General features: G+C 38.5%; 22 protein-coding genes. 11 read left to right on the forward strand and 11 right to left on the reverse strand.

Annotated elements, in window-relative coordinates; all coding sequences use genetic code 11:
- The first annotated feature begins 165 nt into the window (after positions 1 to 165).
- Together hpt and ACINWC743_RS05870 are read left to right on the forward strand one after the other, a co-directional pair.
- Positions 166 to 693 carry a hypoxanthine phosphoribosyltransferase gene (gene hpt, locus ACINWC743_RS05865; RefSeq protein WP_005034840.1) on the forward strand — a complete coding sequence of 176 codons (528 nt, stop codon included), beginning with the start codon at positions 166 to 168 and terminating at the stop codon, positions 691 to 693.
- 201 nt (positions 694 to 894) lie between these two features.
- On the forward strand, positions 895 to 1,146 hold the full coding sequence (locus ACINWC743_RS05870; RefSeq protein WP_004824000.1) for a GlsB/YeaQ/YmgE family stress response membrane protein: 252 nt from the start codon (positions 895 to 897) through the stop codon (positions 1,144 to 1,146).
- 67 nt (positions 1,147 to 1,213) lie between these two features.
- Here ACINWC743_RS05870 and ACINWC743_RS05875 read toward each other — a convergent pair whose 3' ends face one another.
- Positions 1,214 to 1,915 (reverse strand): DsbC family protein, encoded by a 702-nt coding sequence (locus ACINWC743_RS05875; RefSeq protein WP_004823998.1) that lies wholly within the window; start codon positions 1,913 to 1,915, stop codon positions 1,214 to 1,216.
- 138 nt (positions 1,916 to 2,053) lie between these two features.
- Positions 2,054 to 3,031: a CDF family Co(II)/Ni(II) efflux transporter DmeF gene (gene dmeF / locus ACINWC743_RS05880; RefSeq protein ID WP_009584732.1), complete on the reverse strand. Its 978-nt coding sequence runs from the start codon at positions 3,029 to 3,031 to the stop codon at positions 2,054 to 2,056.
- 87 nt (positions 3,032 to 3,118) lie between these two features.
- Between dmeF and ACINWC743_RS05885 the strand changes: the two genes are divergently transcribed.
- Together ACINWC743_RS05885 and ACINWC743_RS05890 are read left to right on the forward strand one after the other, a co-directional pair.
- A complete protein-coding gene (locus tag ACINWC743_RS05885) occupies positions 3,119 to 3,385 on the forward strand; it encodes a metal/formaldehyde-sensitive transcriptional repressor (RefSeq protein WP_004823994.1) in 267 nt (88 codons plus the stop codon).
- A gap of 163 nt (positions 3,386 to 3,548) precedes the next feature.
- A complete protein-coding gene (locus ACINWC743_RS05890; RefSeq protein WP_035300446.1) occupies positions 3,549 to 4,736 on the forward strand; it encodes an MFS transporter in 1,188 nt (395 codons plus the stop codon).
- An 18-nt stretch (positions 4,737 to 4,754) separates the two neighbouring features.
- Here the strand turns inward: ACINWC743_RS05890 and ACINWC743_RS05895 are convergent, their stop codons facing one another.
- From ACINWC743_RS05895 to rpmH, 6 genes are all read right to left on the reverse strand, one after another.
- Positions 4,755 to 5,117: a NirD/YgiW/YdeI family stress tolerance protein gene (locus tag ACINWC743_RS05895; protein WP_009584746.1), complete on the reverse strand. Its 363-nt coding sequence runs from the start codon at positions 5,115 to 5,117 to the stop codon at positions 4,755 to 4,757.
- Positions 5,118 to 5,251: 134 nt separating this feature from the next.
- Complete coding sequence (mnmE, locus tag ACINWC743_RS05900) at positions 5,252 to 6,616, reverse strand: tRNA uridine-5-carboxymethylaminomethyl(34) synthesis GTPase MnmE (RefSeq protein WP_009584744.1); 1,365 nt, start codon at positions 6,614 to 6,616, stop codon at positions 5,252 to 5,254.
- A gap of 89 nt (positions 6,617 to 6,705) precedes the next feature.
- Positions 6,706 to 8,442 carry a membrane protein insertase YidC gene (gene yidC / locus ACINWC743_RS05905; RefSeq protein ID WP_004823987.1) on the reverse strand — a complete coding sequence of 579 codons (1,737 nt, stop codon included), beginning with the start codon at positions 8,440 to 8,442 and terminating at the stop codon, positions 6,706 to 6,708.
- Positions 8,443 to 8,447: 5 nt separating this feature from the next.
- On the reverse strand, positions 8,448 to 8,768 hold the full coding sequence (gene yidD, locus ACINWC743_RS05910) for a membrane protein insertion efficiency factor YidD (RefSeq protein ID WP_005034824.1): 321 nt from the start codon (positions 8,766 to 8,768) through the stop codon (positions 8,448 to 8,450).
- Between the two features lie 9 nt (positions 8,769 to 8,777).
- Positions 8,778 to 9,170, reverse strand: a complete 393-nt coding sequence (gene rnpA / locus ACINWC743_RS05915; protein WP_004823984.1) for a ribonuclease P protein component — start codon at positions 9,168 to 9,170, stop codon at positions 8,778 to 8,780.
- Positions 9,171 to 9,203: 33 nt separating this feature from the next.
- A complete protein-coding gene (gene rpmH / locus ACINWC743_RS05920; RefSeq protein WP_000831329.1) occupies positions 9,204 to 9,338 on the reverse strand; it encodes a 50S ribosomal protein L34 in 135 nt (44 codons plus the stop codon).
- Between the two features lie 700 nt (positions 9,339 to 10,038).
- Here rpmH and dnaA point away from each other — a divergent pair.
- The 4 genes from dnaA to gyrB all read left to right on the forward strand — a co-directional run bounded on the left by dnaA (position 10,039) and on the right by gyrB (position 16,322).
- Positions 10,039 to 11,433 (forward strand): chromosomal replication initiator protein DnaA, encoded by a 1,395-nt coding sequence (gene dnaA / locus ACINWC743_RS05925; RefSeq protein WP_009584751.1) that lies wholly within the window; start codon positions 10,039 to 10,041, stop codon positions 11,431 to 11,433.
- 110 nt (positions 11,434 to 11,543) lie between these two features.
- The gene (dnaN, locus tag ACINWC743_RS05930; protein WP_004823980.1) at positions 11,544 to 12,692 is read left to right on the forward strand and encodes a DNA polymerase III subunit beta; all 1,149 of its coding nucleotides are present in this window, start codon (positions 11,544 to 11,546) and stop codon (positions 12,690 to 12,692) included.
- A 26-nt stretch (positions 12,693 to 12,718) separates the two neighbouring features.
- Positions 12,719 to 13,801 carry a DNA replication/repair protein RecF gene (gene recF, locus ACINWC743_RS05935; protein WP_004823978.1) on the forward strand — a complete coding sequence of 361 codons (1,083 nt, stop codon included), beginning with the start codon at positions 12,719 to 12,721 and terminating at the stop codon, positions 13,799 to 13,801.
- A 52-nt stretch (positions 13,802 to 13,853) separates the two neighbouring features.
- Positions 13,854 to 16,322, forward strand: a complete 2,469-nt coding sequence (gyrB, locus tag ACINWC743_RS05940; protein WP_009584742.1) for a DNA topoisomerase (ATP-hydrolyzing) subunit B — start codon at positions 13,854 to 13,856, stop codon at positions 16,320 to 16,322.
- Positions 16,323 to 16,482: 160 nt separating this feature from the next.
- Here gyrB and ACINWC743_RS05945 read toward each other — a convergent pair whose 3' ends face one another.
- Both ACINWC743_RS05945 and ACINWC743_RS05950 read right to left on the reverse strand, forming a co-directional pair.
- Positions 16,483 to 17,490 carry a putative solute-binding protein gene (locus tag ACINWC743_RS05945; RefSeq protein ID WP_004823975.1) on the reverse strand — a complete coding sequence of 336 codons (1,008 nt, stop codon included), beginning with the start codon at positions 17,488 to 17,490 and terminating at the stop codon, positions 16,483 to 16,485.
- 955 nt (positions 17,491 to 18,445) lie between these two features.
- Positions 18,446 to 20,380, reverse strand: a complete 1,935-nt coding sequence (locus ACINWC743_RS05950) for an ATP-binding cassette domain-containing protein (RefSeq protein WP_009584734.1) — start codon at positions 20,378 to 20,380, stop codon at positions 18,446 to 18,448.
- A 424-nt stretch (positions 20,381 to 20,804) separates the two neighbouring features.
- On the opposite strand from ACINWC743_RS05950, the gene ACINWC743_RS05955 reads away from it, so the two are divergent.
- A complete protein-coding gene (locus ACINWC743_RS05955; protein ID WP_035300451.1) occupies positions 20,805 to 21,809 on the forward strand; it encodes a putative solute-binding protein in 1,005 nt (334 codons plus the stop codon).
- A 62-nt stretch (positions 21,810 to 21,871) separates the two neighbouring features.
- On the opposite strand, the gene tyrS is transcribed toward ACINWC743_RS05955, so the two are convergent.
- Positions 21,872 to 23,086, reverse strand: a complete 1,215-nt coding sequence (tyrS, locus tag ACINWC743_RS05960; RefSeq protein WP_004823969.1) for a tyrosine--tRNA ligase — start codon at positions 23,084 to 23,086, stop codon at positions 21,872 to 21,874.
- An 82-nt stretch (positions 23,087 to 23,168) separates the two neighbouring features.
- On the opposite strand from tyrS, the gene ACINWC743_RS05965 reads away from it, so the two are divergent.
- Together ACINWC743_RS05965 and ACINWC743_RS05970 are read left to right on the forward strand one after the other, a co-directional pair.
- The gene (locus ACINWC743_RS05965; protein ID WP_010591402.1) at positions 23,169 to 24,296 is read left to right on the forward strand and encodes an anhydro-N-acetylmuramic acid kinase; all 1,128 of its coding nucleotides are present in this window, start codon (positions 23,169 to 23,171) and stop codon (positions 24,294 to 24,296) included.
- A gap of 248 nt (positions 24,297 to 24,544) precedes the next feature.
- Entirely contained in the window at positions 24,545 to 25,387 is an 843-nt protein-coding gene (locus tag ACINWC743_RS05970) for an alpha/beta fold hydrolase (RefSeq protein WP_009584725.1), read from the forward strand.
- Positions 25,388 to 25,450 lie beyond the last annotated feature (63 nt).

Consider the following 25,450-nt stretch of genomic DNA (forward strand, 5'->3'; position numbering starts at 1 on the left):
TGCTCACTAGACATCTAGCTTCAAATTTCAGCATTTACATTTTCAAATCGTAAAAAGGATGCATCTGAACCTGATATGTTTTAAAATTATGCCATCTTTTAGGGTGTTGCTAGTCAACACCTTTTTTAATTTTAGAGTTTGATGTTTAAGTTTTAGGTATTTCCCATGACTGTTGAAATGAAAGTAATGATTTCTGCTGAAGAAATTCATGCAAAAGTTCAAGAACTTGGTAAAAAAATTGATGCGCATTATGCCAGTAGTGATAAAGAATTGGTTTTAATTGGCTTATTGCGTGGTTCAGTGATTTTTATGGCAGATTTATGCCGTGCCATTACTAAAACTCACGAGCTCGATTTTATGACGGTTTCAAGCTATGGTGGTAATACAACATCCTCTCGTGATGTCAGAATCCTAAAAGATCTAGACGGAGAAATTCGTGGAAAAGACATCTTGGTGGTAGAAGATATTATTGATTCAGGCAATACCTTGAGCAAAGTTTTAGAAATATTAAGTACCCGTCAACCGAATTCAATTGAACTGTGTACTTTAGTCAGCAAACCTTCTCGCCGTGAAATCGACTTAGACGTGAAATTTCTAGGCTTTGAAGTAGAAGATAAGTTCATTGTGGGTTATGGCTTAGATTATGATCAAAAATATCGCCATATTCCATTTATTGGAGAAATTGGTCTATAAGATCATCTTCGGTAAACCCATTTTACCTAAACTGATTTAAGCGACCACGGTCGCTTTTTTTATGGCTTCCCCCAGCAACCGTCGAACAAAAATGCAACAACTTGTAGCAAATCCAACCTTTTACTTCCTGTAAAAATATTTGAATATTAAATTAATTCGATGCAGTAACTCACGACAAAATAAAGAAAAAGGAGAAAGATTATGATGTCATTGATTAGTGCAATTGTGATTGGTTTTATTGCAGGTCTGATTGCTCGAGCAATCCATCCTGGTGATGATAAAGCAGGTTTTATTGTAACCACAGCGCTGGGGATCGTAGGTTCATTGGTTGCAACCTACGGCGGTCAATTATTAGGACTTTACCCTAAAGGTGCATCTGCCGGTTTTATTGCCTCTGTGGTGGGTGCAATTATCGTGTTATTTATTTACAACATGATTGCCAAACGAAGTTAAAATTTTGCATTTAGAAAAGCACCCATTCAGGGTGCTTTTTTTTCTAAGTGCTTATGAAATTATCGTTTTATAATCCAAATTTGTTCCATAACTTCTCAATTTCTTCAGCAGGGTAGGCACCCATTGCTTTATAGCCATTTGAGAAAATAATTGCTGGTGTACCGTGTAGCGCTAATTTTTTACCTAATTCTAAATTACGCTCAATCGGTGTTGGACAATTTGCTGGTGCAGTGGGTTTTACCCCATTTTGAATCAAATTTTTCCATGCATATTCACGATTTGCCGAACACCATACTTGCTTTGCAGGCAAAATAGATTGTGCTTTGATCGGATAGATAAAAGTATAAATCGTCACATCATTGAGTTTAGCTAGATTCCCTTCAAGCGTTTTGCAATATGGGCAATTTGGGTCAGAAAAGATGGCTAGCTGGCGTTTTCCATTCCCCCTGACTGTTTTTACTGCATCATTGAAAGGAAGACTTTTAAAATCAACCGTATTTTTTTCAACAACGAGATCTTTGGTTAAATTATGTTGATCTTTTAAACGAATCATAGAACCAACAAATATATGTTGAGCATCTTCATTGATATACACGATTTGATTATCTAACGTACCACTATACAGACCTTGCATTTCAGTCGTCTGTAAATGCTCAATTTTGACATTGGGATAGTTTTTGCTGAGTTTTGCTTTCACAGTTTCAATACTGGCAAAACTACTCCCACAAAAAGCAAAACTTAAACTTAACGCAATGATGTGCTTTAACATAAATCAAAAATTCAGAATATATTGTCAGTTATTAAAACACAGTTGCCTTGTGAGCTTGTTTGAAAACTGTGATTAAACCAACTTGAGTAAAATATGCTCGACTCAAATCCAGAGTTATAATAAAGGGATAAATTTAAATTATGGTGATGAAGTTTCACGTGGAACCCAGCTAAAAATCGCAGTTTGATTAATTTCAACGGAAATATGAACCAATTCGTTGTGGATTGATAATGCTTTACGAATTTGATCAGCATTTAAATTTTGATCAGATGTTTCAAGTGCCAAAATGACTGAAAACTTGGCTTTGCCCACCTTCCAGACATGGAGATCAGTTATTTTGGCGTTTACTTTAAGACCTGTAATGACTTCACGGATTTCATCCACTACAACATGATCCATTTCAGCATCCAGTAAAGTCTTGCCTGTTTCTTTAATAAGACCAAATGACCAACGTCCAACTAAAATTGCGCCCACAATACCCAAAGTCGCATCCAAAAAATCCCAACCAAAATATTTACCTGCAAATAATGCAATAATTGCCAAAACAGAGGTCAGTGCATCTGCTACTACATGAAGAAAAGCCGCTTTTTGATTTAAATCATGTCCATGATGTTCATCATGATCATGTGAATGATGGTGATGGTGATGGTGATGGTGATGGTGATGGTGATCATGCAGTAACCATGCACAGATTAAATTGACCAATAAACCTAAAATAGCAATTAGAATCGCTTCATTATAATGAATCTGAACAGGATGAAATAAACGTTCAATCGATTGAAAAGCCATAAATAAAGCGACAACCATCAGTAAAATTGCACTGCTGTAACCTGCTAAAATCTCTATTTTCCATGTCCCAAAACTAAAACGAAAATCCTGCGCATAATGGCGCGCGGCTCGATAAGCAGCATAAGCCAAACCGAGCGCCAGCATATGTGAACTCATATGCCAACCATCAGCAAGCAATGCCATTGAATTAAAAATCCAGCCTCCCAGAATTTCAAACAGCATCATCAAACCTGTCAAAATGGTTGCCCATAAAATTTTCTTTTGTGCCAATGGATTACCTTCATCAAACTGATGAGTGTGTTCACGTTGTATAGTTTTAAATTGCATGTGGGCATGATCCTATATACTCCCCATGAGTATATTATTTTATTTTTAAATATACTATAAGGGAGTATATTTTTAGCGGATCAGTTTATGAGTCATGTTCATCAAGATAAAAAAGTCCTTAACCGTGTCAAACGTTTAAAAGGACAGCTGAATGCCATTGAAGAGGCATTGAACGATCAAAGTACTTCATGTATTTCGGTTCTCCAACAAGTCGCAGCAGTGAAAGGAGCCGTCAATGGTTTAATGAATGAATTAATTGAGCAACATCTCACTGAACATGTGATTCAAGACCCTGAAGCTGTTGATGCAAATGAGTTACAAGAATTTTTAAAATTGCTTAAACGTTATTCATAAAATAAGCTCAATACAGGTGATTAGATAAAGTCTTAAAGTTTTAATTGACCCCCTACTGATTAAGTTCTAAGCTTTTCGGTATATACGATTTCTTCGTTGCCGATCTTAATACTTATCTTCGGCATTTATCCGCAAGATTATTTGCACTTTAAGTCCTAGATCTATGAATCAGCAATCATGGCGTCCATTTCTCATGGTCAGTCTTGCCTTATGTATTGGCACCATCGGTACTGCACTTGCGAGTCCGTTATATCCAATCTATCAACAGCTTTGGCACCTGCTCCCGAGCCAAATCACTTATATCTTTGTTGCATATATGTTTGGTTGTTTAACTACATTGCTGTTTTTAGGGCGTATGAGCAATAGTTTTGGCTTTATTCGTACCTTACAGATCGGCTTATTCTTCGCTATTATTGGCCTGAGCCTCTCAGTTTTTGCCTCGAATCGTTATTATCTGGGTTTAGGTCGTTTCATTATCGGAATCGCATCTGGCTTAATCAGCACCTCGGCAATGCTAGGATTAATCTATACTATCCCAGATTCACACAAACAAAGTGCAGCACAATTAAGTTCAATTATTACCGTGATTGGTTTTGGGTTGGGACCTTTTATTGGTGGTGCAATTGCTCAATTTTCAGATCACCCCCTAATCACACCTTATTTACCTGTCATTGTCGCAGCGCTGCTGAGTTTATTCAGTTTATTTCGCATTAAAACAGTTCAATTTGAAAAACAATCTTTTTCGATTGCACCTCATTTACAATTACCAGAAACACAATTTAAAGGCTTATTTTACATCACCAGTTTTAGTGCGTTTTGTGCTTTCGGATCATTCAGTTTATTTGCCTCTTTAGCGCCCTCATTTATACATGATGTTATTCCGTGGCATGGTCCTTTGGTCAGTGGTGCAACCATTGCCAGTATTTTAATGGTTTCCGCGATTGCTCAATTCGCTGCCAAATCAATGAATATGCACAAAGCCCTAAATATCGGACTGATTTTATTAATCAGTAGTTATTTGATTTTGTCTGTCTGTATGCTGATGCATTGGAGTTTTTTATTCTTTATCAGTGTGATTTTGGTTGGCATGGGACATGGACTCAGTTTATTGAGTGCTTTTGCATTGATTCATCAAATGACCCAAATCGAAAATCGTGCCGCTGTGGTTTCAACATATTTGTTTATTGCTTATTTTGGTACGATTGTGCCAATTATTTCCGCAGGATACTTATCCGATCATTTTGGTTTAATGATCGGTGTTTTAGGCTTTTGTGCAGGAGTCGGCACATTATGCTGTTACTTATTGATTCAACATTTAAAAAACAAATACCGCTTAAAAATAGGTGCTTAGCACCTATTTTTAAATCAGTTATGGAACAATATCTATTTTAACCACTTCAATATCTGTTGGTTTGTAGCGATGCGTGTCGACTTCACCCACGATTTTTACTTTGGTGCCAGGCTTTAATTTTTTTAAATCAATCAGATCATCATCCACTTCGATTCCAATGGTTCCTGTGCTGTCTTTTAATTCATAATGTTCATGCTTAATTTGACGCACAATCGAACCGGTTAAAGTTACCGCAGTTTCGTCACTGGCACGTAATGCTTGTTCAATGGTGATATTATTTTTCGCTGCTTCTTGAATAATCACATGATCTGCCTTACCCGCCCAGACATTTGAAGTGATCACAAATACTGCGAGGGAAAGCAATAAAGGAGACTTTTTCATAATACACCCTTTTGAATATGTTATTGATCTTACAGTAAACAATTCAAACTCAGATGTAAAATCAGCTTACAAAAGCACAACTTTTCATCAAAAAAGCTGACACTTGGTCAGCGTTCATGTTCACTATTTTAAGCTTATTTACCAATACAGAACGATCCAAAGATAACTCCCAAGAGATCATCAGCACTAAAATCACCTGTGATTTCACCCAAAGCGTTTTGGGCAAGTCGTAGTGATTCCGCAACCAACTCTCCTGCATGATAAACCACAAGTTGCTCATGTGCCTCTGCCAAATAGCGCTGTGTGCGCTTCATTGCGTCTAAATGGCGTGTTCGTGCAATAAAGGTATCTTCCTCAGGCTGAAAGCCTGCATGCGCTGTAATCGCATCTATGAGTACTTGCACGCCCACATCCTGTTTGGCTGAAACGGTGATATGGCGAAAACCTTGCAAATCATTTAATTCAGCAGATAGATCAGTGAGATCACACTTATTTCCAATCAGTATTAAACGCTTGTAATCTAAGTGGTTTTCAAAGTAATTTTGTGCAAGTTCTAAAGGATTTTCACCTTGGCTCAAGTCATAAACCAAGAGCAATAAATCGGCTTGCTCAATCTCTTTAATTGCACGACGAATGCCTTCTTTCTCGACCACATCGCCTGTTTCACGTAAACCTGCAGTGTCGGTTAAAGTGATCGGTAAGCCATTTAAACTAATTTTCTCATGCAACACATCACGTGTAGTTCCAGCAATATCCGTCACAATAGCACGATCATTACCCGCCAAGGCATTAAGTAATGAAGATTTACCTGCATTAGGTTTCCCAGCAATCACCACTTGCAGACCTTCACGTAGTAATTGACCTTGACGAGCCGATTGTTGTACCGCAGCAACCGAAGTTTGAACCTCTTCTAACAAACTCAGTATTTTCCCATCCGCCAAAAAGTCAATTTCTTCCTCTGGAAAATCAATTGCAGCTTCAACATGCAAGCGTAGATGGATCAGTTTCTCCAACACGGTATTTACTTTATTGGAAAATACACCTTGTAGGGAACGTACCGCAGAACGTGCTGCAGCTTGTGAGGTTGCATCAATCAAGTCAGCAATCGCTTCAGCTTGTACCAAATCCATTTTGCCATTTTCAAAGGCACGCATGGAAAACTCACCAGCTTTGGCTGCAGTGGCACCAAGCTCCAATAAACGTGTTAGTAGCGCATTTTGAATCACTGGTCCGCCATGTCCCTGTAACTCAACCACATCTTCACCCGTAAAGGAATTTGGATTGGGAAAACAAATGGCTAAGCCTTCATCTAAGACTTCACCTTGATGGTCAAAAAATTGACGAAAACCAGCAAAACGTGCTTTGGGAAGATCTTTTTGTGTCAAAGCTTGCGCAATACTGTAAGCCTTTGGTCCAGAAAGACGAATCACACCTACACCACCACGTCCTGGTGGCGTCGCAATTGCGGCAATTGTGGTTTGGTTTACAGTGTTCGTCATCTAAATTTACTCAAACTTTGACAATAAAAAATCCGCCTAAGATTACCATCTTAAGCGGATTTTTTCAGCTATTGCTTAATCGTTAAAGATTAAACAACTTCATTTTCAACTTTGGCTTTTGCAACATTTTTATTGATAAACCACTGTTGCAGAATCGTGATCGAGTTGTTCACAATCCAATATAAAACCAAGCCAGCAGGGAAGAACAGCATAAATACTGTAAACATGATTGGCATGATTTTGAAAACTTTCGCCTGCATAGGGTCAGTCGGTTGTGGGTTCAATGATTGTTGAACAAACATCGTAACACCCATGATCAATGGAAGGATAAACCAAGGATCCATTGCAGACAAATCTTGAATCCACAGCATCCACGGTGCATGGCGAAGTTCTACAGACTCCATCAATACCCAATACAATGCTAAGAAGATTGGCATTTGTAAAAGTAATGGTAAACAACCCGCCAATGGATTGACTTGTTCGCGTTTGTAAAGTGCCATCATTTCTTGAGAGAAACGCATACGGTCTTCACCAAACTCTTCTTTCATGCGTTGCATTTCTGGTGCAATCACACGCATTTTCGCCATAGAACGATAGCTCTTAGACGACAACGGCCAAAGAATAAGTTTAACCAATACAGTCAATAGAATGATTGACCACCCCCAGTTACCCACAAGGTTATGGAAGAACTGTAAACCTGCAAATAATAATTTGGCAATTGGCCATAACCAACCATAGTCTACAGTTTGGTTTAAACCTACCGCTAAATCTTTCAATTCAGACTGGATTTTTGGACCAGAGTAGAAAGTTGCATCAATGCTCATCGCTTTACCTGCTGGAACATTAATGGTTGGTGAAGTAAATCCAATGATGTTCATACCATCAGCAGATTTACGTGATTCCAATTTTGCCGTGTATTGCTGACCACCAAAGTGACCTGGCATCCAAGCACTTACGAAATAATGCTGAACGATCGCAACCCAGCCACCTTTTGCTTCAGTGTTGAGTTTTTCATCGGTAAAATTCGCAAATTTTAGCTTGTTGTAATGCTCATCTGGTGTACCCCAAGCGCCACCCAAATAGGTTCCAAGTGTGAAAATACCTTGAGAGGTTTTTCCTGGATCATCTGAGTTATCACGCTTAATTTGACCAAACATTTGTCCTTGCCAATTTTGCGTACTACGGTTTACAACCTGATAGCTGACATCAATTGGGTATTGACCTTGTTTGAAACTAAACGTTTTGATGATTTCAACACCATCCGCTGTTTTAAATACCATCGGAACAGTTAAGACTTGAGAAGATTTACCTTCTTTGTCTTGTGCGGTTTTAGCATCAGCAAGGGTATAAGCACTTTTTTCAAACGCATAGCTTGGACGATCTGGTTTACTGTCTGGACCGTTCAATCCAATTAAACCAGATTGCGCAACATAGGTACGTTTTGCATCACTTTCAAGCATAACAAAAGGCTGATCACTGTCTTTGCTCTTGTCATGATTCAGTAATTCAATACGAACAATATCACCACCTTTTGGACTAATCCAAAGATGATAAAGATCAGTTTGTACTGAAATCAATTGTTGATTTGCTGTGGCTGGCGCAGCTGTATTTTGTTGTGCAGCAGCTATATTTGCTTGTGGAACATCGCTAGAAGCCGCAGTTGCTTGACCTTTTGGCAAATCGGCAGAGACATCATGCGCGACAACAGCCTGCGGAGTCGCAGCTTTTGTTGCATCATGACCATAGTCTTTTTGCCAAGCCAAAATGAGCAAATATGCGGTGACTAACATGGCCCCAAGGATTGCAAACCTGGCCCATTGTTGCATATCTATTACCCCAAGTGGTTAGAGTGATTTTGGTTCAATAAACGTTCACGCAAGGGTACAGGAACATGAAGCGTTTGAGAATCTATTTGCTGAAACGAAATAAAACGAATTGTTTTTTTTGGCACGGGATCATAACCATACCCGCCCCAAGGATGACAACGGCACACGCGTTTTGCAGCTAACCAGCTGCCTTTCATTGCGCCGTGCGTATGGATTGCTTCTAACGAATATTGAGAACAAGTCGGAATATAACGACAACGAGGTCCAATGAGAGGACTAATCGCAATTTGATAGAAACGAATCAACCAATGCAATAAACGAATCATTGGTTTCCTCTATTTTTGAGGGGAAGATTGAGCTATTTTATGGTGCTTTTTAACGATGCGTTGCAATTTTAACCAAGCAAATTGTAACTGCTGAAAAAGTTCAGCATTGGGTACGGCTTCTATGCCGACTTTAGGCATCACCACAATATCCAACAGATCAATATTTTGCTGGTTTAAGCGAAAACTTTCACGCGTTAAACGTTTTATTCGATTTCTTTCGTGCGCACGGCGCACTTTTTTCTTAGCAACAACGATACCCAAACGGCTTTTAGGCTGTTCGGTCACTTTTGCTAAGAATATAAAATGGGGTTGATGCACTTTAAAAAGCGCACCATCAAATACACCTTTGTAATCTGCAGCGCAGTGGATTCTCACCGCTGGGCTGAAACTATAAAGAGACATAACACCCAAGTCGTGTATTAACTGTTTAACGAATTAAACAGTTAAGCTGTGACGACCTTTTGCACGACGGCGAGCTAATACTTGACGACCAGCCTTAGTAGCCATACGAGCACGGAAACCATGAACGCGCTTACGCTTTAATTCAGATGGTTGGAATGTACGTTTCATATCGAAACTCCAAAATTGATCTTTCTAAAGGTTCGCGATTGTATTGTGCATTCTTTATGCTGTCAATGAATATACACATATCTCTTCTATATTCGATCATATTTGTTGCATTTTTACCCACATGAAATTTTAACTGTCTTTTGAGCTATAAAAACAACAAAAAAAGTATTCACAACATAACTTATTATTTTATAGTATAAATAAGAGTTACCAACAGATATATCCTCAAAGTTATCCATAACCTCATCTAGATTTAAATTCGTTTCCATGCTTTTAAATTTAAAAACCTGCTAATTTTGAATTTAAATTCATAACTTGGAGGTTATCCACAAAAAACTCGGTTCTTATAAATAAATTCAAATTTAAAATTTAAATTTATTATTATTAGTGTCGGTTATTTCTGTGGAAAACAGCTTTTTTACATTAAATAATAAAGATTTAAGCTGTGGGTATCTGTGTTTTTATTAATTTGATGGATTGTGGATAAGTTTATGTGGTAATTTATCCACAGCATGTGGAAAACCTTATCCACAAGTGCTTTGAATTTAAATTTATTTACAGAAAGTTGCTTTTTTGAGCGAATTTACTTTAATTGTTCATGACAGATGTGGATAACTTGGTTAGAATGGCGACCCCTTTATCTATAGGGTAGGGGGAATGTTGTGTTTTTTGAATTTAAAATGGAATAGAGGGGTTTCACATGCTTTGGACGGACTGCTTAACTCGCTTGCGACAAGAGCTCTCTGATAATGTCTTTGCCATGTGGATTCGTCCGTTGGTTGCAGAAGAAGTCGAAGATACTTTAAAACTGTATGCACCTAATCCATATTGGACACGCTACATTCAAGAACATCATTTAGAATTGATTTCAATCTTGGCAGAGCAATTATCTGAAGGTCGTGTACGTAAAGTTGAAATTTTGGTTGATTCACGTCCAGGTGCAATCCTTTCTGCTGCTGAACAACCAGCAACCACTACTGCTGCTTTAGAACAACATGCCAGCCCAGCTATAGCATCGCCAAAAGTAAAAAAAGACAAAGAGCAAGACGTTGTTTCTGCAAAAAATGTGAAAAAGAGACAACTTAACCCATTGTTTAATTTTGCTTTATTTGTAGAGGGGCGTTCCAACCAAATGGCGGCAGAAACTTGTCGTAAAGTTTTGACTCAATTGGGTGAATCTCAGCATAATCCGCTGTTTCTTTATGGTCCAACAGGTCTCGGTAAAACACATTTAATGCAAGCGGTTGGAAATGCTTTATTACAGGCAAAACCAAATGCGCGCGTGATGTATATGACTGCTGAAAGTTTTGTCCAAGATTTTGTCAGCTCTTTGCAAAAAGGCAAGGTTGAGGAATTTAAAAAGAATTGTCGTTCTTTAGATTTATTATTGGTCGATGATATTCATCTATTGGCGGGTAAAGAAGCCAGTTTGGTTGAATTTTTCTATACATTCAATGCTTTATTAGATGAGTCTAAACAAATTATCTTAACTTCGGATCGCTATCCAAAAGAGTTAACAGAACTTGATCCACGTTTAGTCTCACGCTTTTCTTGGGGTTTGTCTGTTGGTGTAGAACCCCCTGATATCGAAACTCGAATCGAAATTTTACTGAAAAAAGCTGAAAGTAGTGGGATTGATCTCCCCCGAAATTGCGCATTGTTTATTGCTCAACAAGTGGTTGCCAATGTTCGTGAGCTTGAAGGCGCATTGAATAAAGTCGTCGCAATATCCCGTTTTAAAGGTGCTGCGATTGATTTGGAAGTGGTGCGTGAATCACTGAAAGACGTTTTGGCCATTCGTGCGCGGACGATCAGTACAGAAAATATTCAACGCGTGGTGAGTGAGTATTTCCGCATTCCATTGAAAGAATTAGTGGGTCCAAAAAGAACCCGTATTTATGCTCGACCACGCCAATTGGCTATGGGCTTGGCTCGTGAATTAACTGGGGATAGCTTCCCAGAAATTGGTATGGCATTTGGTGGTCGCGATCATAGTACGGTCATGCATGCTTGTGAAAAAGTGCAGAGCTTACGTGATGAAGACCCAATTTTTAATGAGGATTATAAAAACCTCATGCGTCTGTTACAAAGCTAAAATTTGTACAAATTATACGCTTGCAATGCGGCATAAACTGCCGCATAGTACGTCATTAAAAAAATTTATTATCTGTCTTTTCTGTCAAATTTAGTTAGAGGATTTCCACCGTGCGTTTGAAAATCGCGAAAGAGAGCTTACTCAATGTTTTATCCCATGTGGTTGGAGCTGTTGAACGTCGCCATACTTTGAATATTCTTTCAAACGTGAAAATTCAAGCTACAAATCAAGCGCTTACCATTACTGGTTCAGACTTGGAAGTCGAGTTGGTTGCCAGCACAACCTTAGCGGATGGTGCATGTTTACAAGCTGGGGAAACCACTGTTCCTGCGCGTAAATTGGTGGATATCTGCAAATCCTTACCATCAGCAGCATTGATTGATTTACAGATTACTGAAGACCAGCGTTGTATTTTAAAATCAGGAAATAGCCGCTTTGTTTTGGGAACTTTGCCAGCAGAAGATTATCCATTATTGACCAATGAGCATAGTCAAGGTACACAAGTTCAAGTGACTGAACGTGAATTAAAGCGTTTATTTGAAAAAACCTCTTTTGCCATGGCTGTGCAAGATGTGCGTTTTTATCTGACTGGAACTTTATTGGAAATTGATGAAAATCAATTGCGTGCTGTGACGACTGATGGACACCGTTTGGCACTGTGCGAAACCTTAGCATCATCAACTGCAACCCAGTTGGTACAAGCGATTGTTCCACGTAAAGCGGTAGGGGAATTACAACGCCTTCTCAGCATCGAAGATGAACAATTGACCTTATTGATCGGTCGCGAACTGTTGAATGTGACCATTCAAACACCAAGCCGTGATAAAGAGCAAGGTGACATTACTGTACGTTTCACGACAAAATTAATCGATGGTAAGTTCCCAGACTATCGTCGTGTGATTCCGCGTGGTGGCGATAAAGTGGTTCATATCCCGCATGATGTGTTCAAGCAATCATTACAACGTGTTGCGATTTTAAGTAATGAGAAATTACGTGGTGTGTTTTTGAATTTTAATGCAGATTCTTTGCAATTGCGTGCAAACAACCCTGAACAAGATGAGGCGATTGAGGATCTAGCCATTCAATACGCCAATGCACCTATGGAAATGTCATTTAATGCGCAATATATTTTAGATGTATTGAGTGTTTTAGATGGTGATGATGTTGCGATGACCATGTCTGAAGCAAATCAGTCGGTATTGGTTCAAGATCCAACCCAATCCAATCAAACCTATGTTGTCATGCCAATGCGTGTTTAATTGATTTATTTTTTAAATCATTTGTTATGCATATTACGCGTTTAAATATACAACGTGTTCGAAATCTTAAGACGGTTGCTCTCCAAGAGTTGCAACCGTTTAATGTTTTTTATGGACAAAATGGATCTGGAAAAACCTCGATTTTAGAAGCCATTCATCTATTGGCAACGGGACGTTCCTTTCGAACCCATATTCCTAAAAATTACATTCAAAACAATCAAGCTGATGCGATTGTCTTTGCGCAATCTATGACTGAAAAAATCGGTATGCAGAAACTACAGAGTGGTGAGCAACTGATTAAAGTCAATGGCGATACTGTGGCAACACAAGGGCAGCTTGCCAAAATTCTACCTTTGCAACTGATTGATCCTTTAAGTACCGATATTATTGACCATGGCGCAAAGCCACGGCGACAATTGCTTGATTGGTTGATGTTTCACGTGGAACCAGATTTTTATCATGCATGGCAATATTATTCGCGAGCTTTGAAACAACGCAATACGTTGCTGAAATCGCAACGCAACCTGTCTTTGCAAGATTTGGAACCGTGGAACAAAATGCTCAGTGATTATGGTGAAATGTTGCATTCTCAGCGCGTCGAAATAGTTGATCGCTGGAAACAATATTTACAAGAAGATTTGGCGCAATTACTCCCAGATTTAAGTATTGATATGGAGTATAACGCAGGGTTCCATGTGGAACATGGCTTAGCCAATGACCTCATTCAATATCATCAAAAAGATGTTGATCGTCGCTATACTGAATACGGTCCGCACCGTGCCGACATCCGACTAAAAACCTCAATGGGGGATGCTGATGTGGTACTGTCCAGAGGGCAAAAAAAGTTACTCATAATGGCGTTAAAACTCTCACAAATTGCCATGTTACATGCCTGTAATAAGGAAACTGTGGTATTATTAGATGATGTAACAGCAGAATTAGATTTAAGTGCACAACAACGTTTAATTGAGCGATTGAGCCAACTTGGTAGTCAAGTTTTTATTACCACACTAGACCATGAATCAGTAAAAAAACATTTGCATGATTTGTCTATTTCCTACCAGTTATTTCAGGTGGATCAAGGTCAGGTAAGTGTTGTTGCAACATGATTTTAGATTTTAACCAATTTTGGAAAGACCTATTTTTCACTAGGGAGAAACCATGAGTTCAGAAGATCAAATCGCTTCTCAGACAGAACAAACCAATGAAAAGGCTTATGATTCCTCTAGTATCAAAGTATTACGTGGTCTAGATGCAGTTCGTAAACGTCCAGGTATGTATATTGGTGATACTGATGATGGTTCAGGTTTACACCATATGGTTTTCGAAGTCGTCGATAATGCGATTGATGAAGCCTTAGCAGGTCACTGTGATGAAATTTTAGTGACGATTCATGAAGATGAATCTGTCAGTGTTGCAGATAATGGGCGTGGTATTCCTACTGATATTCATCCAGAGGAAGGTGTTTCTGCGGCAGAAGTAATTCTGACCATTCTACACGCTGGCGGTAAGTTTGATGATAACAGCTATAAAGTATCAGGTGGTTTGCATGGTGTAGGTGTTTCTGTCGTAAATGCACTATCGAGCAAACTTGAATTAACGATCCACCGTGCTGGGCATATTCACCAACAAGAATACAAACATGGTGATCCTGTATATCCCTTGAAAGTGATCGGTGATATTGAAACAACAGGAACCACTGTGCGTTTCTGGCCAAGTGCAGAAACCTTCAGTCAAACGATTTTTAATGTGGATATTTTGGCACGTCGTTTACGTGAGCTGTCATTCTTAAATGCTGGTGTACGTATTGTTCTTCGTGACGAACGTGTCGCTTTAGAGCATATCTTCGATTTTGAAGGTGGTTTATCTGAATTTGTAAAATACATCAATCAAGGTAAAACGCATCTGAATGAAATCTTCCATTTTACTACGCAAGCTGAAAATGGAATTGGTGTTGAAGTCGCATTACAGTGGAACGATACTTATCAGGAAAATGTGCGTTGTTTCACCAATAACATTCCACAAAAAGATGGTGGAACGCATTTGGCTGGTTTCCGTGCAGCATTAACACGTGGCTTAAACAGCTACATGGAAAATGAAAACTTACTCAAAAAAGAGAAAGTTGCCGTAACTGGTGATGATGCGCGTGAGGGCTTAACAGCAATCGTTTCAGTGAAAGTGCCTGACCCTAAGTTTTCATCACAAACCAAGGAAAAATTGGTATCAAGTGAAGTAAAACCTGCGGTAGAACAGGCAATGAACAAGGCTTTCTCTGAATACTTGTTGGAGAATCCTCAAGCAGCCAAATCGATTGCAGGAAAAATTATTGATGCTGCACGTGCGCGTGATGCGGCGCGTAAAGCACGTGAAATGACGCGTCGTAAAAGTGCGCTTGATATTGCGGGTTTACCAGGTAAATTGGCAGATTGCCAAGAAAAAGATCCAGCACTTTCTGAATTATACTTGGTCGAGGGTGACTCTGCGGGCGGTTCTGCAAAGCAGGGACGTAATCGTAAGATGCAAGCCATTCTTCCATTAAAGGGTAAAATTCTCAATGTCGAGCGTGCTCGATTCGACAAGATGATTTCATCTCAAGAAGTGGGAACGCTGATTACTGCACTGGGATGTGGTATTGGGCGTGAAGAATATAATCCAGACAAATTACGCTATCATAAAATCATTATCATGACCGATGCGGACGTGGATGGTTCACATATTCGTACCTTGCTGCTGACTTTCTTCTTCCGTCAAATGCCTGAGCTTGTAGAACGTGGTTATATCTACATTGCGCAGCCTCCATTGTATAAGTTGAAGAAAGGTAAACAAGAGCAATACATCAAAGATGATGAAGCGCTTGAAACTTATCTGATTTCCAATGCAATTGATGAGTTAGAGTTGCACGTGAGTGCAGATGCACCTGCTATTCGTGGTGTGGCACTGGAAAAAGTGATCTCAGATTATCAAACTTCACAAAAAAGCTTGAATCGTTTAACGCTACGTTATCCAGCAACTTTGCTGGATGGTTTGTTAAGTTTAGATGCTTATAAACTTGATCAAAATCATGATCAAAATTATGTACAGCAATGGGCGGAAAAGCTTCAATCTGCTATTGGTTCAGCTCAACCAAGCCTTCGTCCTGAGTTGAGTTTAGAGGCATTCGATAAAGACAATGCTGACGGAACTAAAACGACAGTTTATTTCCCACGTATTACCGTATATGTACATAACTTACCGCATAGCTATTTATTAGATGCAGGTTTATTGGCATCGAGTGAATATAAACGTTTATTGCAAAATTCTAAGAGCTGGTTCAGTTTGTTGGAAGATGGCGCTTATTTGCAAAAAGGTGAGCGTAAAATCAACGTTTCAACCTTCCACCAAGTGTGGCAACACATCTTAAGTGACTCTCGTCGCGGCATGATGATCCAACGCTATAAAGGTTTGGGTGAAATGAATGCGGAGCAGCTTTGGGAAACCACAATGGATCCTGAAAACCGTAATATGCTTCAAGTGACGATTGATGATGCAATTGAAGCAGATCGTATGTTTGCGTGTTTGATGGGTGATGACGTAGAACCACGTCGTGCTTTCATTGAAGAAAATGCACTCAATGCTGATATTGATGCTTAATTGAAGAAATACAGTGCAAAAAAAGGGAATAAACTTTGGTTTGTTCCCTTTTTTGTGATTAATAATTTAAATATATGATTCTAAATTTAAAAAGAGAGCAATAAAAAACCAGTTTATGAAAACTGGTTTTTTATTGCAAATGTTGAAATACTCAACTGTATTATTCACCGCCAAGGGTACATTCAAAGTTGGCTTTATCTACTGAACAGCGTGCTTTTTTCAGTACTGACATCATACCTGCATCATAAATACCTTGTTTAGTCAGTTCTAAACGACCGTCACGCATTAACTTTTGATATTTAAGTTTATCTTCAGCCGTTAAATTCATCTTGTATTTTGCTGGAATGGTTGCTTCTAAACGATTGATCATTGCAAAGCTTTTTGGCAAGTTTTTCACAAAATAATCGCGAGATTTTTGACCAAAACCAGCTGGGAATTTCTCTGGGCGAATGACAAAGTCAGCAGTTACTTGTAGAACTGGGAAGTTAAACATCGCCCCATTTGCACCTAGACCTTTTTGAATTTCAAGTGGTTTATAAGCATATGCAGGCGCACCAACCATATCAACTTGACCATTGTTGAATTTAGCAACAAAGTTAGTGATATCTGATGGCACTGCTTGTGCACCTACGCGCTGTACCAAGATTTTTTGTGCATTATCGTAGCTCAATACCGCAAACTTTTTACCAGCAGCTTTTTCGATTGAGTTGATGTTTTTATCACGTACGAAAATAAATGCTGAACCTAATGGTGCGATCCCTGCAACTTCGTATTTTTTACCACCTAGGGTTGTGGTCATTTTTGCTGCATTACGTGCATCTAAAGCAAAAGTAATGGCTTTTTGTGCAATCGCATTACTTGGTACACCACCAATTGAATCGATTGAACCTACAAATTTATTATATTGACGTGCGCGCATTGCGGTCATAAACACGCCATCACATTTACCCGCTTTAAAATCGTTATCAGCAACAGCTTCATCTTGTTTAGGGATAAGATTAATATCTGCACCCCAACTTTTTGCTGTCAATGCCCATTCTTGAGCCATCTGGAACGATTCACCAGATTTACCCAATAAGTCGAATACACAAACATCAATAGCAGCTTGAGATGCTGAGCTCACTCCAAGTAAAGAAGTAGCGGCAATAGCGAATGCAATTTTTTTCATATTTTCGTCCTGATCTATTTGTTCATCTTGAGGAACTTTCCTTAAGCGCAATATTAATCAGCTTTGTTTGAAAAAAATAGAGTATTTACTCCATTTATTTTTATTTTTTTGATAATTATTGTGAACTAGTTGGTTCATTTTATTACATATCATTCATTTTCATAACTAAATCAAATTTTTAAGTAAGTGGTACTGCTTTTATTACAAATTGTTTGTATGTAACAAGATTGTGTAATTTTCACTATTTTTTACTCAATTTAACTTTTTTAAAAATCAGATAGACATTAAAAAAGCGACGAATGGACAAATTTTATACTTGAATTGTGACTGATTCTTGATCAAAATGTTGTTGATAAGTCTGTGGGTAATTTTGGATTTCGAACGAATTTTGACTACAGAAAGTAAAAACTTTAATGCTCAAATACCATAAAAATCTTAAAAAATGGACTGTGAAAATTTTTCAACAAACAGTAATTAAATCTTAGTTATCCACAATTGTTTGATCAGAAACGCTTAAATTTGAACAAGATTATCAGGAAAACACTCTATTTCTTAATTTTGTAGTAATTCTAATATGTTCCACGCTTGTTTTTTAAATTATAAATAAAAGTTATGTATCTTTTTGAGAGATTGTAGAGGCTTTGACTTAAAAAATTATTCCAAAATGGACTGCGTATTTTCCATATTAAAAATTGATCAGATCTGATCAGAAGCATCAGTTATGTTAAATGTGCATCAAGAACACATTAAAAATGGCTTTGATCGTTGAAAATCAAAAAAGAATTGTCGTGGGAATAAAAAGGAATCAGATTGGGCGATGTTGCAGTGAACCATGAAGGATTTCATCAAAGGTTTATTGCATGATTAAAATTTTATTTTAAGTTATTGATTTATTTGTATTTTTGTAAATAAGACTAGAGGTGGATGCCTCCACCTCTAGCTGATTCAAAAAGCATTATTCGAAAGAACTTTCTAATGTTTCAAGTTCCATCATTAACTCTAGCATTTGCTCTTCAGCTTGTTCTAGCTTTGTTTTGAGTTCAGTTTGTTCATTCATTAATTTGAGCAAATCATCTTTACGATTTGCTTCATAAAGTGCTGAATCTGCTAAAGATTCCTCAATTTCAACAAGTCTAGGCTGAATTTTGCCAATTTGGCTTTCAATTTTCTCTATATTCTTGCGAATCGGGCGGCTCAGTTCACGTTGGCGTGCGGCTTCTTTCCGTTGAGCTTCCTTGTCGACTTTAGAGATGCTGGTTTTTTCAACGACTTGAGACTGAATAGGGGCACTTGGTTTTTGACCATTTTTCATCATATCAATACGTGCTTGACGTAACCATGCTGCATAATCTTGTAAATCACCGTCAAATTCTTTGCTTTGACCTGCATGAACCAAGATCAGTTCATCACATACTGACGCAATTAATTGACGTTCGTGTGAAACCAGAACCACAGCACCTTCAAAATCTTGTAGCGCCATAGTTAAAGCATGACGCATATCTAAATCTAAATGGTTGGTTGGTTCATCAAGGATGAGCACATTGGGACGTAACCAAACAATGAGTGCTAACGCCAGACGGGCACGTTCACCACCTGAGAAACTTTCACTAGGAGTGTCCATACGTTCGCCACTGAATCCAAAGCTGCCTAAAAATGAGCGTAAGGTGGCTTCGCTAATTTTTGGGTCTGCGATTCGTGCAAGTTGCAGCATTGGACTTGCATTGCCATCTAAAGCATCCATTTGATGCTGTGCAAAATATCCAATATTTAATAATTCAGAATCTTTGCGGACGCCTTGTATTAGCGCTAAATCACCTACCAGAGATTTAATTAGCGTCGATTTACCCGCACCGTTCATACCTAATAAACCGATACGGCTGGTAGGCGTGATCTGTAAATTAACATTGGTCACAATTAGTTTATCACCATAACCAATATCTGCATGTTCCAATGTAAGTAGCGGAGAACTCATTTTGCTGGGTTCTCGGAAACTAAACGTAAATGGATTATCGACATGCGCTGGTGCGAGTTCCTGCATTCGTTCCAGTTGTTTAATCCGGCTTTGAGCTTGTCGCGCTTTGGTGGCTTTGGCTTTAAAACGATCAATAAATTTTTGTAGATGTGCTTTGGCTTCTTGTTGCTTTTCGAAAGCTTGCTGCTGTTGTGCTAAGCGTTCCGCACGCGTAGTTTCAAAAGTAGAGTAATTGCCTGTATATAAGGTCAAGATCTGATTTTCAATATGTAAAATATGATCCGTAATAGCATCTAAGAAATCTCGGTCATGTGAAATTAAAATCAGGGTGCCTTCATATGCTTTTAACCAATCTTCTAACCAAAGAATTGCATCTAAATCTAAATGGTTGGTTGGTTCATCGAGTAAAAGTAAATCTGAACGACTCATCAATGTACGCGCTAAATTTAAGCGCATACGCCATCCACCTGAAAAGCTCGACACTAAAAGTTCAGATTGATGCTCAAAAAAGCCTAGTCCAGCCATCAATTGTGATGCTTTAGAAGATGCTGTATAACCGTGAATTTCTTCAAAACGGCTATATAGGTGTGCGAGCTCATCATTACTTAGGTTTTCTGGATGATTTAATTGATCTTGAATTTGCCAATATTCTTCATCGCCAGACAACACAAAATCGATGGCTTTCATATCGAGCGCTTTGATCTCTTGAGCCATATGGGCAACAGTCCAAATATTTGGGCGAGTCAGACTGCCACTATCAGATTCAATACCACCGAGTAATGCTGAGAAGAGGGTGGATTTACCTGCACCATTGACACCCGTTAAACCAATTTTCCAACCAGGATGAAGTTGCATTGACGCTTTTTGAAATAAAATGCGTCCACCGCGACGAATTGAAAGTTGATCTAACTGAATCATAAGAAGCTGACTGTTGCCTATTGGATGCGATATATTAAAGGATAAATCCCAGAGTTCAAAAAATGTATTGAATAAAACCGAAAACAAATTGGTTTTAGGGTGACAAATCATAAAAAGAGAAGTGAATCTGACAGCATACTTCTTCATGTTGCTTGGATTACAACAGCGGAATGTTAATTTTTTAGTATATTTTAACAATATTAAAATTTTATATATTTGATATTAATAATTGAATTTTAATTCGTTTTATTTTAAAGCTAATGCTATTGCTAACTTTCCGATCAAAAAATGATAAAAATGCTTAAATTTTGTGTAGTATGTATCACATTATTATTTATTAAATGTGTATTAAAGCAATTTATTGTGGACTGAATTGTTTACATAAATTGCAATTTATCTGTAAATAAATATGGAAGTTTAGATGATGAATAAGGCTAGATATTTACTTCTTATTGTTTCTATTTTTCTGTCACCTTGGGCACAAGCCAAGCAAAATGTTTGTGTCTTCGATTTGTTGGGAAAGGCAGGTGAGTCTTATAAATTGATGGAAGAATGGGCTTTGGCAGCAAAAGCATGGGGTGCAGACGTCAATTTAACGGTATATCAGTCAGAAGAAATGGTGGATAAAAACTTTAAGACCAATAAGTGTGATGCTGCTGCCATGACCACTATGCGCTCACGTGAGTACAATAAATTTGGGGGTTCAATTGATGCTTTAGGTGGAATTCCCAACAATGAAATTGCCAAAAAAGCGATTAATTATGCTTTGGATAAACGCAATGCCAAGCGATTGGTATCTGAAAAAAATGGCATTAAATATGAATTGGTCGCGATCACACCTATTGGGATCGCCTATATTTTTGTTCGTGATCGTTCAATCAATACCCTAGAAAAGGGTAAAGGGAAAAAATTTGCTTATCTGCATTACGATATTGCACAAAAGATTGCTGTTGAACGGGTTGGGGCGATTGGTGTGCCTTCTGATATTTTTAATTTTGTTAAAAGATTTAATGATGGTGAAGTAGATGCCATTGCTTCACCAGCTTATGCTTACAAGCCGTTAGAAATTTATAAGGGTATAGGGGCGAATGGGGCAATGTTTACTTATCCCGTAGTCAATGTGACGGCTGACTTAATTATTAAGTCCGATCAATTTCCTGATGGTTTCGGCATGAAGTCTCGAGAATGGTCAGTTAAACAATTGAACAGTTCTTTTAAAAAAATAGAAAAAATGGAAGCTGAAATTCCTGCAAAATATAAATTAAATGTGAGCAAAGACGATGCACTTCGTTATCAGAAATTGTTACGTGATGGACGCATAGAACTGACCAAAAGAGGGATTTACGATCCTGTAATGATGTCTGTATTAAAAAGGGCACGTTGTACTGTGGATCGTACCAATTTTGAGTGTTCGCTAGCAGGAGAATAAAAGTTGCTGGAGACAAAAAAGCCATCAATATTGATGGCTTTTCAAAGCAATTTTAACTGTAATTAGTCAATGAAAGTCACTTTGGCAATGGCTTTCTTACTGGCTTGAATCACTAGAGTCACATTTTCTTTCACTGTAAAACTAGCATCGACAACTTGCCAATCTACTTTAACTGCTCCACGTGAAACAGCATCTTTAGATTGAGCTGAATTTTTAGTTAAACCCGCCGCGCGTAAAATGGAAACAATCGAAATTTCTCCACCGTACTCGCCACGTGAAATGGTTACCTCTGGTGTACCTTCAGGTAATTCCCCTTCAGTAATTAAGTTACCTGCACCTTTGTGGGCATGTTCAGCAGCTTCTGCACCATGGAATCGTTCAACCAATTCAAGTGCAAGAATTTTCTTGATTTCTTGAGGATTGCGCCCATCTGCCATTTCTTTGAGAAGAACTTCAATCTCATCCATAGACTTAAAGCTAAGTAACTCAAAATAGCGTTCAATCAAGCTATCAGGCATAGACAGTACTTTTTGGTACATTGCACCTGGCGCATCAAAGACACCAATATAGTTGCCCAAGGATTTAGACATCTTGTTGACGCCATCTAAACCTTCAAGAATAGGCACAGTGATACACACTTGAGCCTCTTGATCATAACGCCCTTGTAAGGTACGACCCATAAGGAGGTTAAATGTTTGGTCTGTTCCACCCAGCTCTACATCAGCTTCAAGTGCGATCGAATCATACCCTTGTACCAATGGGTACAAGAATTCATGAATGGCGATCGGTTGGTGACTGTTATAGCGTTTTGTAAAGTCATCACGCTCTAACATACGTGCAACGGTCTGCTGTGAAGCCAATTGAATCAAATCAGCAGCAGTTTTTGTTGCAAACCATTCAGAGTTAAAACGAACTTTGGTTTTATTTGGATCAAGAATTTTAAATACTTGTTCTTGGTAAGTTTTTGCATTCTCTAAAACTTGCTCACGTGAAAGTGGTGGGCGAGTTGCACTTTTACCTGTTGGATCACCAATCATCGCAGTATAGTCACCAATCAAGAACGTGACATCATGTCCAAGATCTTGAAAAGCTTTTAACTTATTAATTAAAACTGTATGACCCAAATGTAAATCTGGTGCAGTTGGATCAAATCCTGCTTTAATTTTTAAAGGACGATTTTCTTTCAGTTTCTTCAGAAGATCTTCTTCAGAAATAATTTCATGAGTGCCTCGGCGAATGAGGGCAAGTTGTTCTTCAGCCGGCAGGAAATTTGACATTACAAAAACCCAAATACTTCAGTTAGACTATTTGTGCGATATACTAACATTTTTTCAGCATAATGCAGGCGAAGAATATCTCATGACAACAATCTATATTGGCGTAATGACTGGAACCAGCATGGACGGCGTCGATTTTGTTGCAGCTTCATTTGATCCTTTACATGTTCATGCCACACTTACCGTCGCTTTTGATCCTGATTTAAGGGATGAATTGATGGCTTTGACTTTACCCGATGATAATGAAATTGATCGAATGGGTAAGGCAGATGTGGCGCTTGCAACCATGATTGGAAATGGTATTAATCAACTAATACAAGAAAATAACTTAGATAGAAGCCAGATCAAAGCTATTGGCTCACATGGGCAGACAATTCGACATCGTCCAGAACATGGCTTTACCTTACAAATTGGCGATCCGAATATCATTACAGAGATTACCCAGATTCCTGTAATTTCAGATTTTAGACGTCGAGATATGGCAGCAGGTGGGCAAGGTGCACCATTGGTTCCTGCATTTCATCAGGCATTGTTCCAACATGCAACGATTCATCGTGTGATTCTCAACCTAGGTGGAATCGCCAATGTCAGTATGTTGCCTGCGGGGAATGAACAAGGTGTTTATGGGTTCGATACAGGACCTGCCAATATTCTCATGGATGCATGGTGTCATCGTTATACTGGGCAACCTTATGATGAAAATGGCAATTGGGCAGCTTATGGTCAACCGATTCGTTCCTTGTTGGATCGTTTGCAGTCACATGAATATTTTTCCAAAGAACCCCCTAAAAGTACAGGTCGTGAAGACTTCAATTTAGAGTGGTTGGATGAGCAAATTTCCGATTGGCGTAATGATTTAGAATATGATGAATTAGAAGATACGCCTGAAAATGTCCAAGCGACATTAATGAAACTGACCACGCGTGCAATCAAAAAAGCCATCTATCGTTCACCTTTAGATACTGGTGAAGTCTATGTTTGTGGTGGTGGTGCATATAACTCCCATTTGTTAGAACAACTTCGTTGGCGTCTGCGTAAACATAATTGGTCTGTGCAATCGACTTCTGCCTTGGGCTTAGCACCAACATGGGTCGAAGCAACGGCTTTTGCGTGGTTAGCAATGCGTTTTGATCAGCAGTTGAGTGGAAATTTACCTGCAGTGACGGGTGCAAAAGGTTATCGTGTTTTGGGAACGATTACTGCTGTTTAAGGTTTATCATCAGTAAGGTGCGCGTCTCACCTTACTGATATGAGATTTAGATGAAAAAATATAGGTCTATGACAATGTTTCAAAAACTAGCCGATAAATTTAAGCATCATTTATCTGTAGTAAAACCCTAAGAACAGAATTTTTGTCGAACAATCATCGACCTGTTTAGCGTCAAGAATGTCCTGTACTGCTGTTAAAAAATCGTGAGTAAACTTTCAAGATCAGTAAAAATAAAATTTGAGATGCGCATGAGCTTAGCAATAGAAAAACAACGTATTGAGTCTTTTCAAAGAGAAGGTTTAACCTTTGATGTGATTGATTCAGGTCCTTTAGATGGACAGATTTTTGTGTTATTACATGGTTTTCCTGAAACCAATAAAAGTTGGACTGAAACCGCTGAGATCTTAAATGAACAAGGCTATCGAACTTTTGCTATTAATCAGCGTGGATATAGTCTTGGGGCGCAACCAGAAAATCGTCGGGACTATCGAAGTGCAGAGTTGGTAGCAGATGTAAATGCTTTATTAGAAATGATCCAGCAACCTGTATATTTGGTCGGACATGACTGGGGTGCTGTCGTGGCTTGGGAGGTTGCCCAGCATTATCCTGAAAAAATTAAACATCTCATTACGGTTTCAGTTCCACATAAAGCCGCATTTATGCGAGCAATGCTGAGCAGTAATCAACTATTAAAATCATATTATATTGGATTATTTCAACTGCCGAAGATTCCCGAGCTGTTGTTTGAAAAAGTCCCAAAATTTGGCTTAGGTCTATTAAAAGATTCTGGAATGACTACGAAACAACTTGAAGATTTTCAACAGGACATGGTGGCTGAACAACGTTTAAGCTATGCATTAAATTGGTATCGAGGACTTCCATTTAGTTCAAACCGCCATCTTACTCAACCGATTCGCGTTCCAACTTTGTTTATTTGGGGCAAACATGATTCAGCAGTAAGTGCAAAAAGTGTCGAATTGAATCATCGTTATATTGCTGCACCTTATAGAGAAATTATTATGGATGCAACACATTGGATTCCTGTTCAAAATGCCAAAGCATTGAGTCAGTATATTTTAGAAACGATTTAATATTGATGTTCTAACCATAAAAATGCCCTCACAAGAAGAGGGCATGATTTGATTCAAAATATG

Source organism: Acinetobacter sp. WC-743, assembly GCF_000335555.1.
Lineage (GTDB): Bacteria > Pseudomonadota > Gammaproteobacteria > Pseudomonadales > Moraxellaceae > Acinetobacter > Acinetobacter bereziniae.

Coding starts and splice junctions, on each gene's coding strand:
- dnaA (WP_009584751.1), top strand. CDS start 10,039: ATGCTTTGGACGGACTGCTTAACTCGCTTGCGACAAGAGCTCTCTGAT.
- ACINWC743_RS05970 (WP_009584725.1), top strand. CDS start 24,545: ATGAGCTTAGCAATAGAAAAACAACGTATTGAGTCTTTTCAAAGAGAA.
- recF (WP_004823978.1), top strand. CDS start 12,719: ATGCATATTACGCGTTTAAATATACAACGTGTTCGAAATCTTAAGACG.
- rpmH (WP_000831329.1), bottom strand. CDS start 9,338: ATGAAACGTACATTCCAACCATCTGAATTAAAGCGTAAGCGCGTTCAT.
- rnpA (WP_004823984.1), bottom strand. CDS start 9,170: ATGTCTCTTTATAGTTTCAGCCCAGCGGTGAGAATCCACTGCGCTGCA.
- hpt (WP_005034840.1), top strand. CDS start 166: ATGACTGTTGAAATGAAAGTAATGATTTCTGCTGAAGAAATTCATGCA.
- ACINWC743_RS05885 (WP_004823994.1), top strand. CDS start 3,119: ATGAGTCATGTTCATCAAGATAAAAAAGTCCTTAACCGTGTCAAACGT.
- ACINWC743_RS05945 (WP_004823975.1), bottom strand. CDS start 17,490: ATGAAAAAAATTGCATTCGCTATTGCCGCTACTTCTTTACTTGGAGTG.
- yidC (WP_004823987.1), bottom strand. CDS start 8,442: ATGCAACAATGGGCCAGGTTTGCAATCCTTGGGGCCATGTTAGTCACC.
- tyrS (WP_004823969.1), bottom strand. CDS start 23,086: ATGTCAAATTTCCTGCCGGCTGAAGAACAACTTGCCCTCATTCGCCGA.
- ACINWC743_RS05875 (WP_004823998.1), bottom strand. CDS start 1,915: ATGTTAAAGCACATCATTGCGTTAAGTTTAAGTTTTGCTTTTTGTGGG.
- ACINWC743_RS05950 (WP_009584734.1), bottom strand. CDS start 20,380: ATGATTCAGTTAGATCAACTTTCAATTCGTCGCGGTGGACGCATTTTA.
- ACINWC743_RS05870 (WP_004824000.1), top strand. CDS start 895: ATGATGTCATTGATTAGTGCAATTGTGATTGGTTTTATTGCAGGTCTG.
- ACINWC743_RS05965 (WP_010591402.1), top strand. CDS start 23,169: ATGACAACAATCTATATTGGCGTAATGACTGGAACCAGCATGGACGGC.
- ACINWC743_RS05890 (WP_035300446.1), top strand. CDS start 3,549: ATGAATCAGCAATCATGGCGTCCATTTCTCATGGTCAGTCTTGCCTTA.
- dmeF (WP_009584732.1), bottom strand. CDS start 3,031: ATGCAATTTAAAACTATACAACGTGAACACACTCATCAGTTTGATGAA.
- yidD (WP_005034824.1), bottom strand. CDS start 8,768: ATGATTCGTTTATTGCATTGGTTGATTCGTTTCTATCAAATTGCGATT.
- mnmE (WP_009584744.1), bottom strand. CDS start 6,616: ATGACGAACACTGTAAACCAAACCACAATTGCCGCAATTGCGACGCCA.
- gyrB (WP_009584742.1), top strand. CDS start 13,854: ATGAGTTCAGAAGATCAAATCGCTTCTCAGACAGAACAAACCAATGAA.
- ACINWC743_RS05955 (WP_035300451.1), top strand. CDS start 20,805: ATGAATAAGGCTAGATATTTACTTCTTATTGTTTCTATTTTTCTGTCA.
- ACINWC743_RS05895 (WP_009584746.1), bottom strand. CDS start 5,117: ATGAAAAAGTCTCCTTTATTGCTTTCCCTCGCAGTATTTGTGATCACT.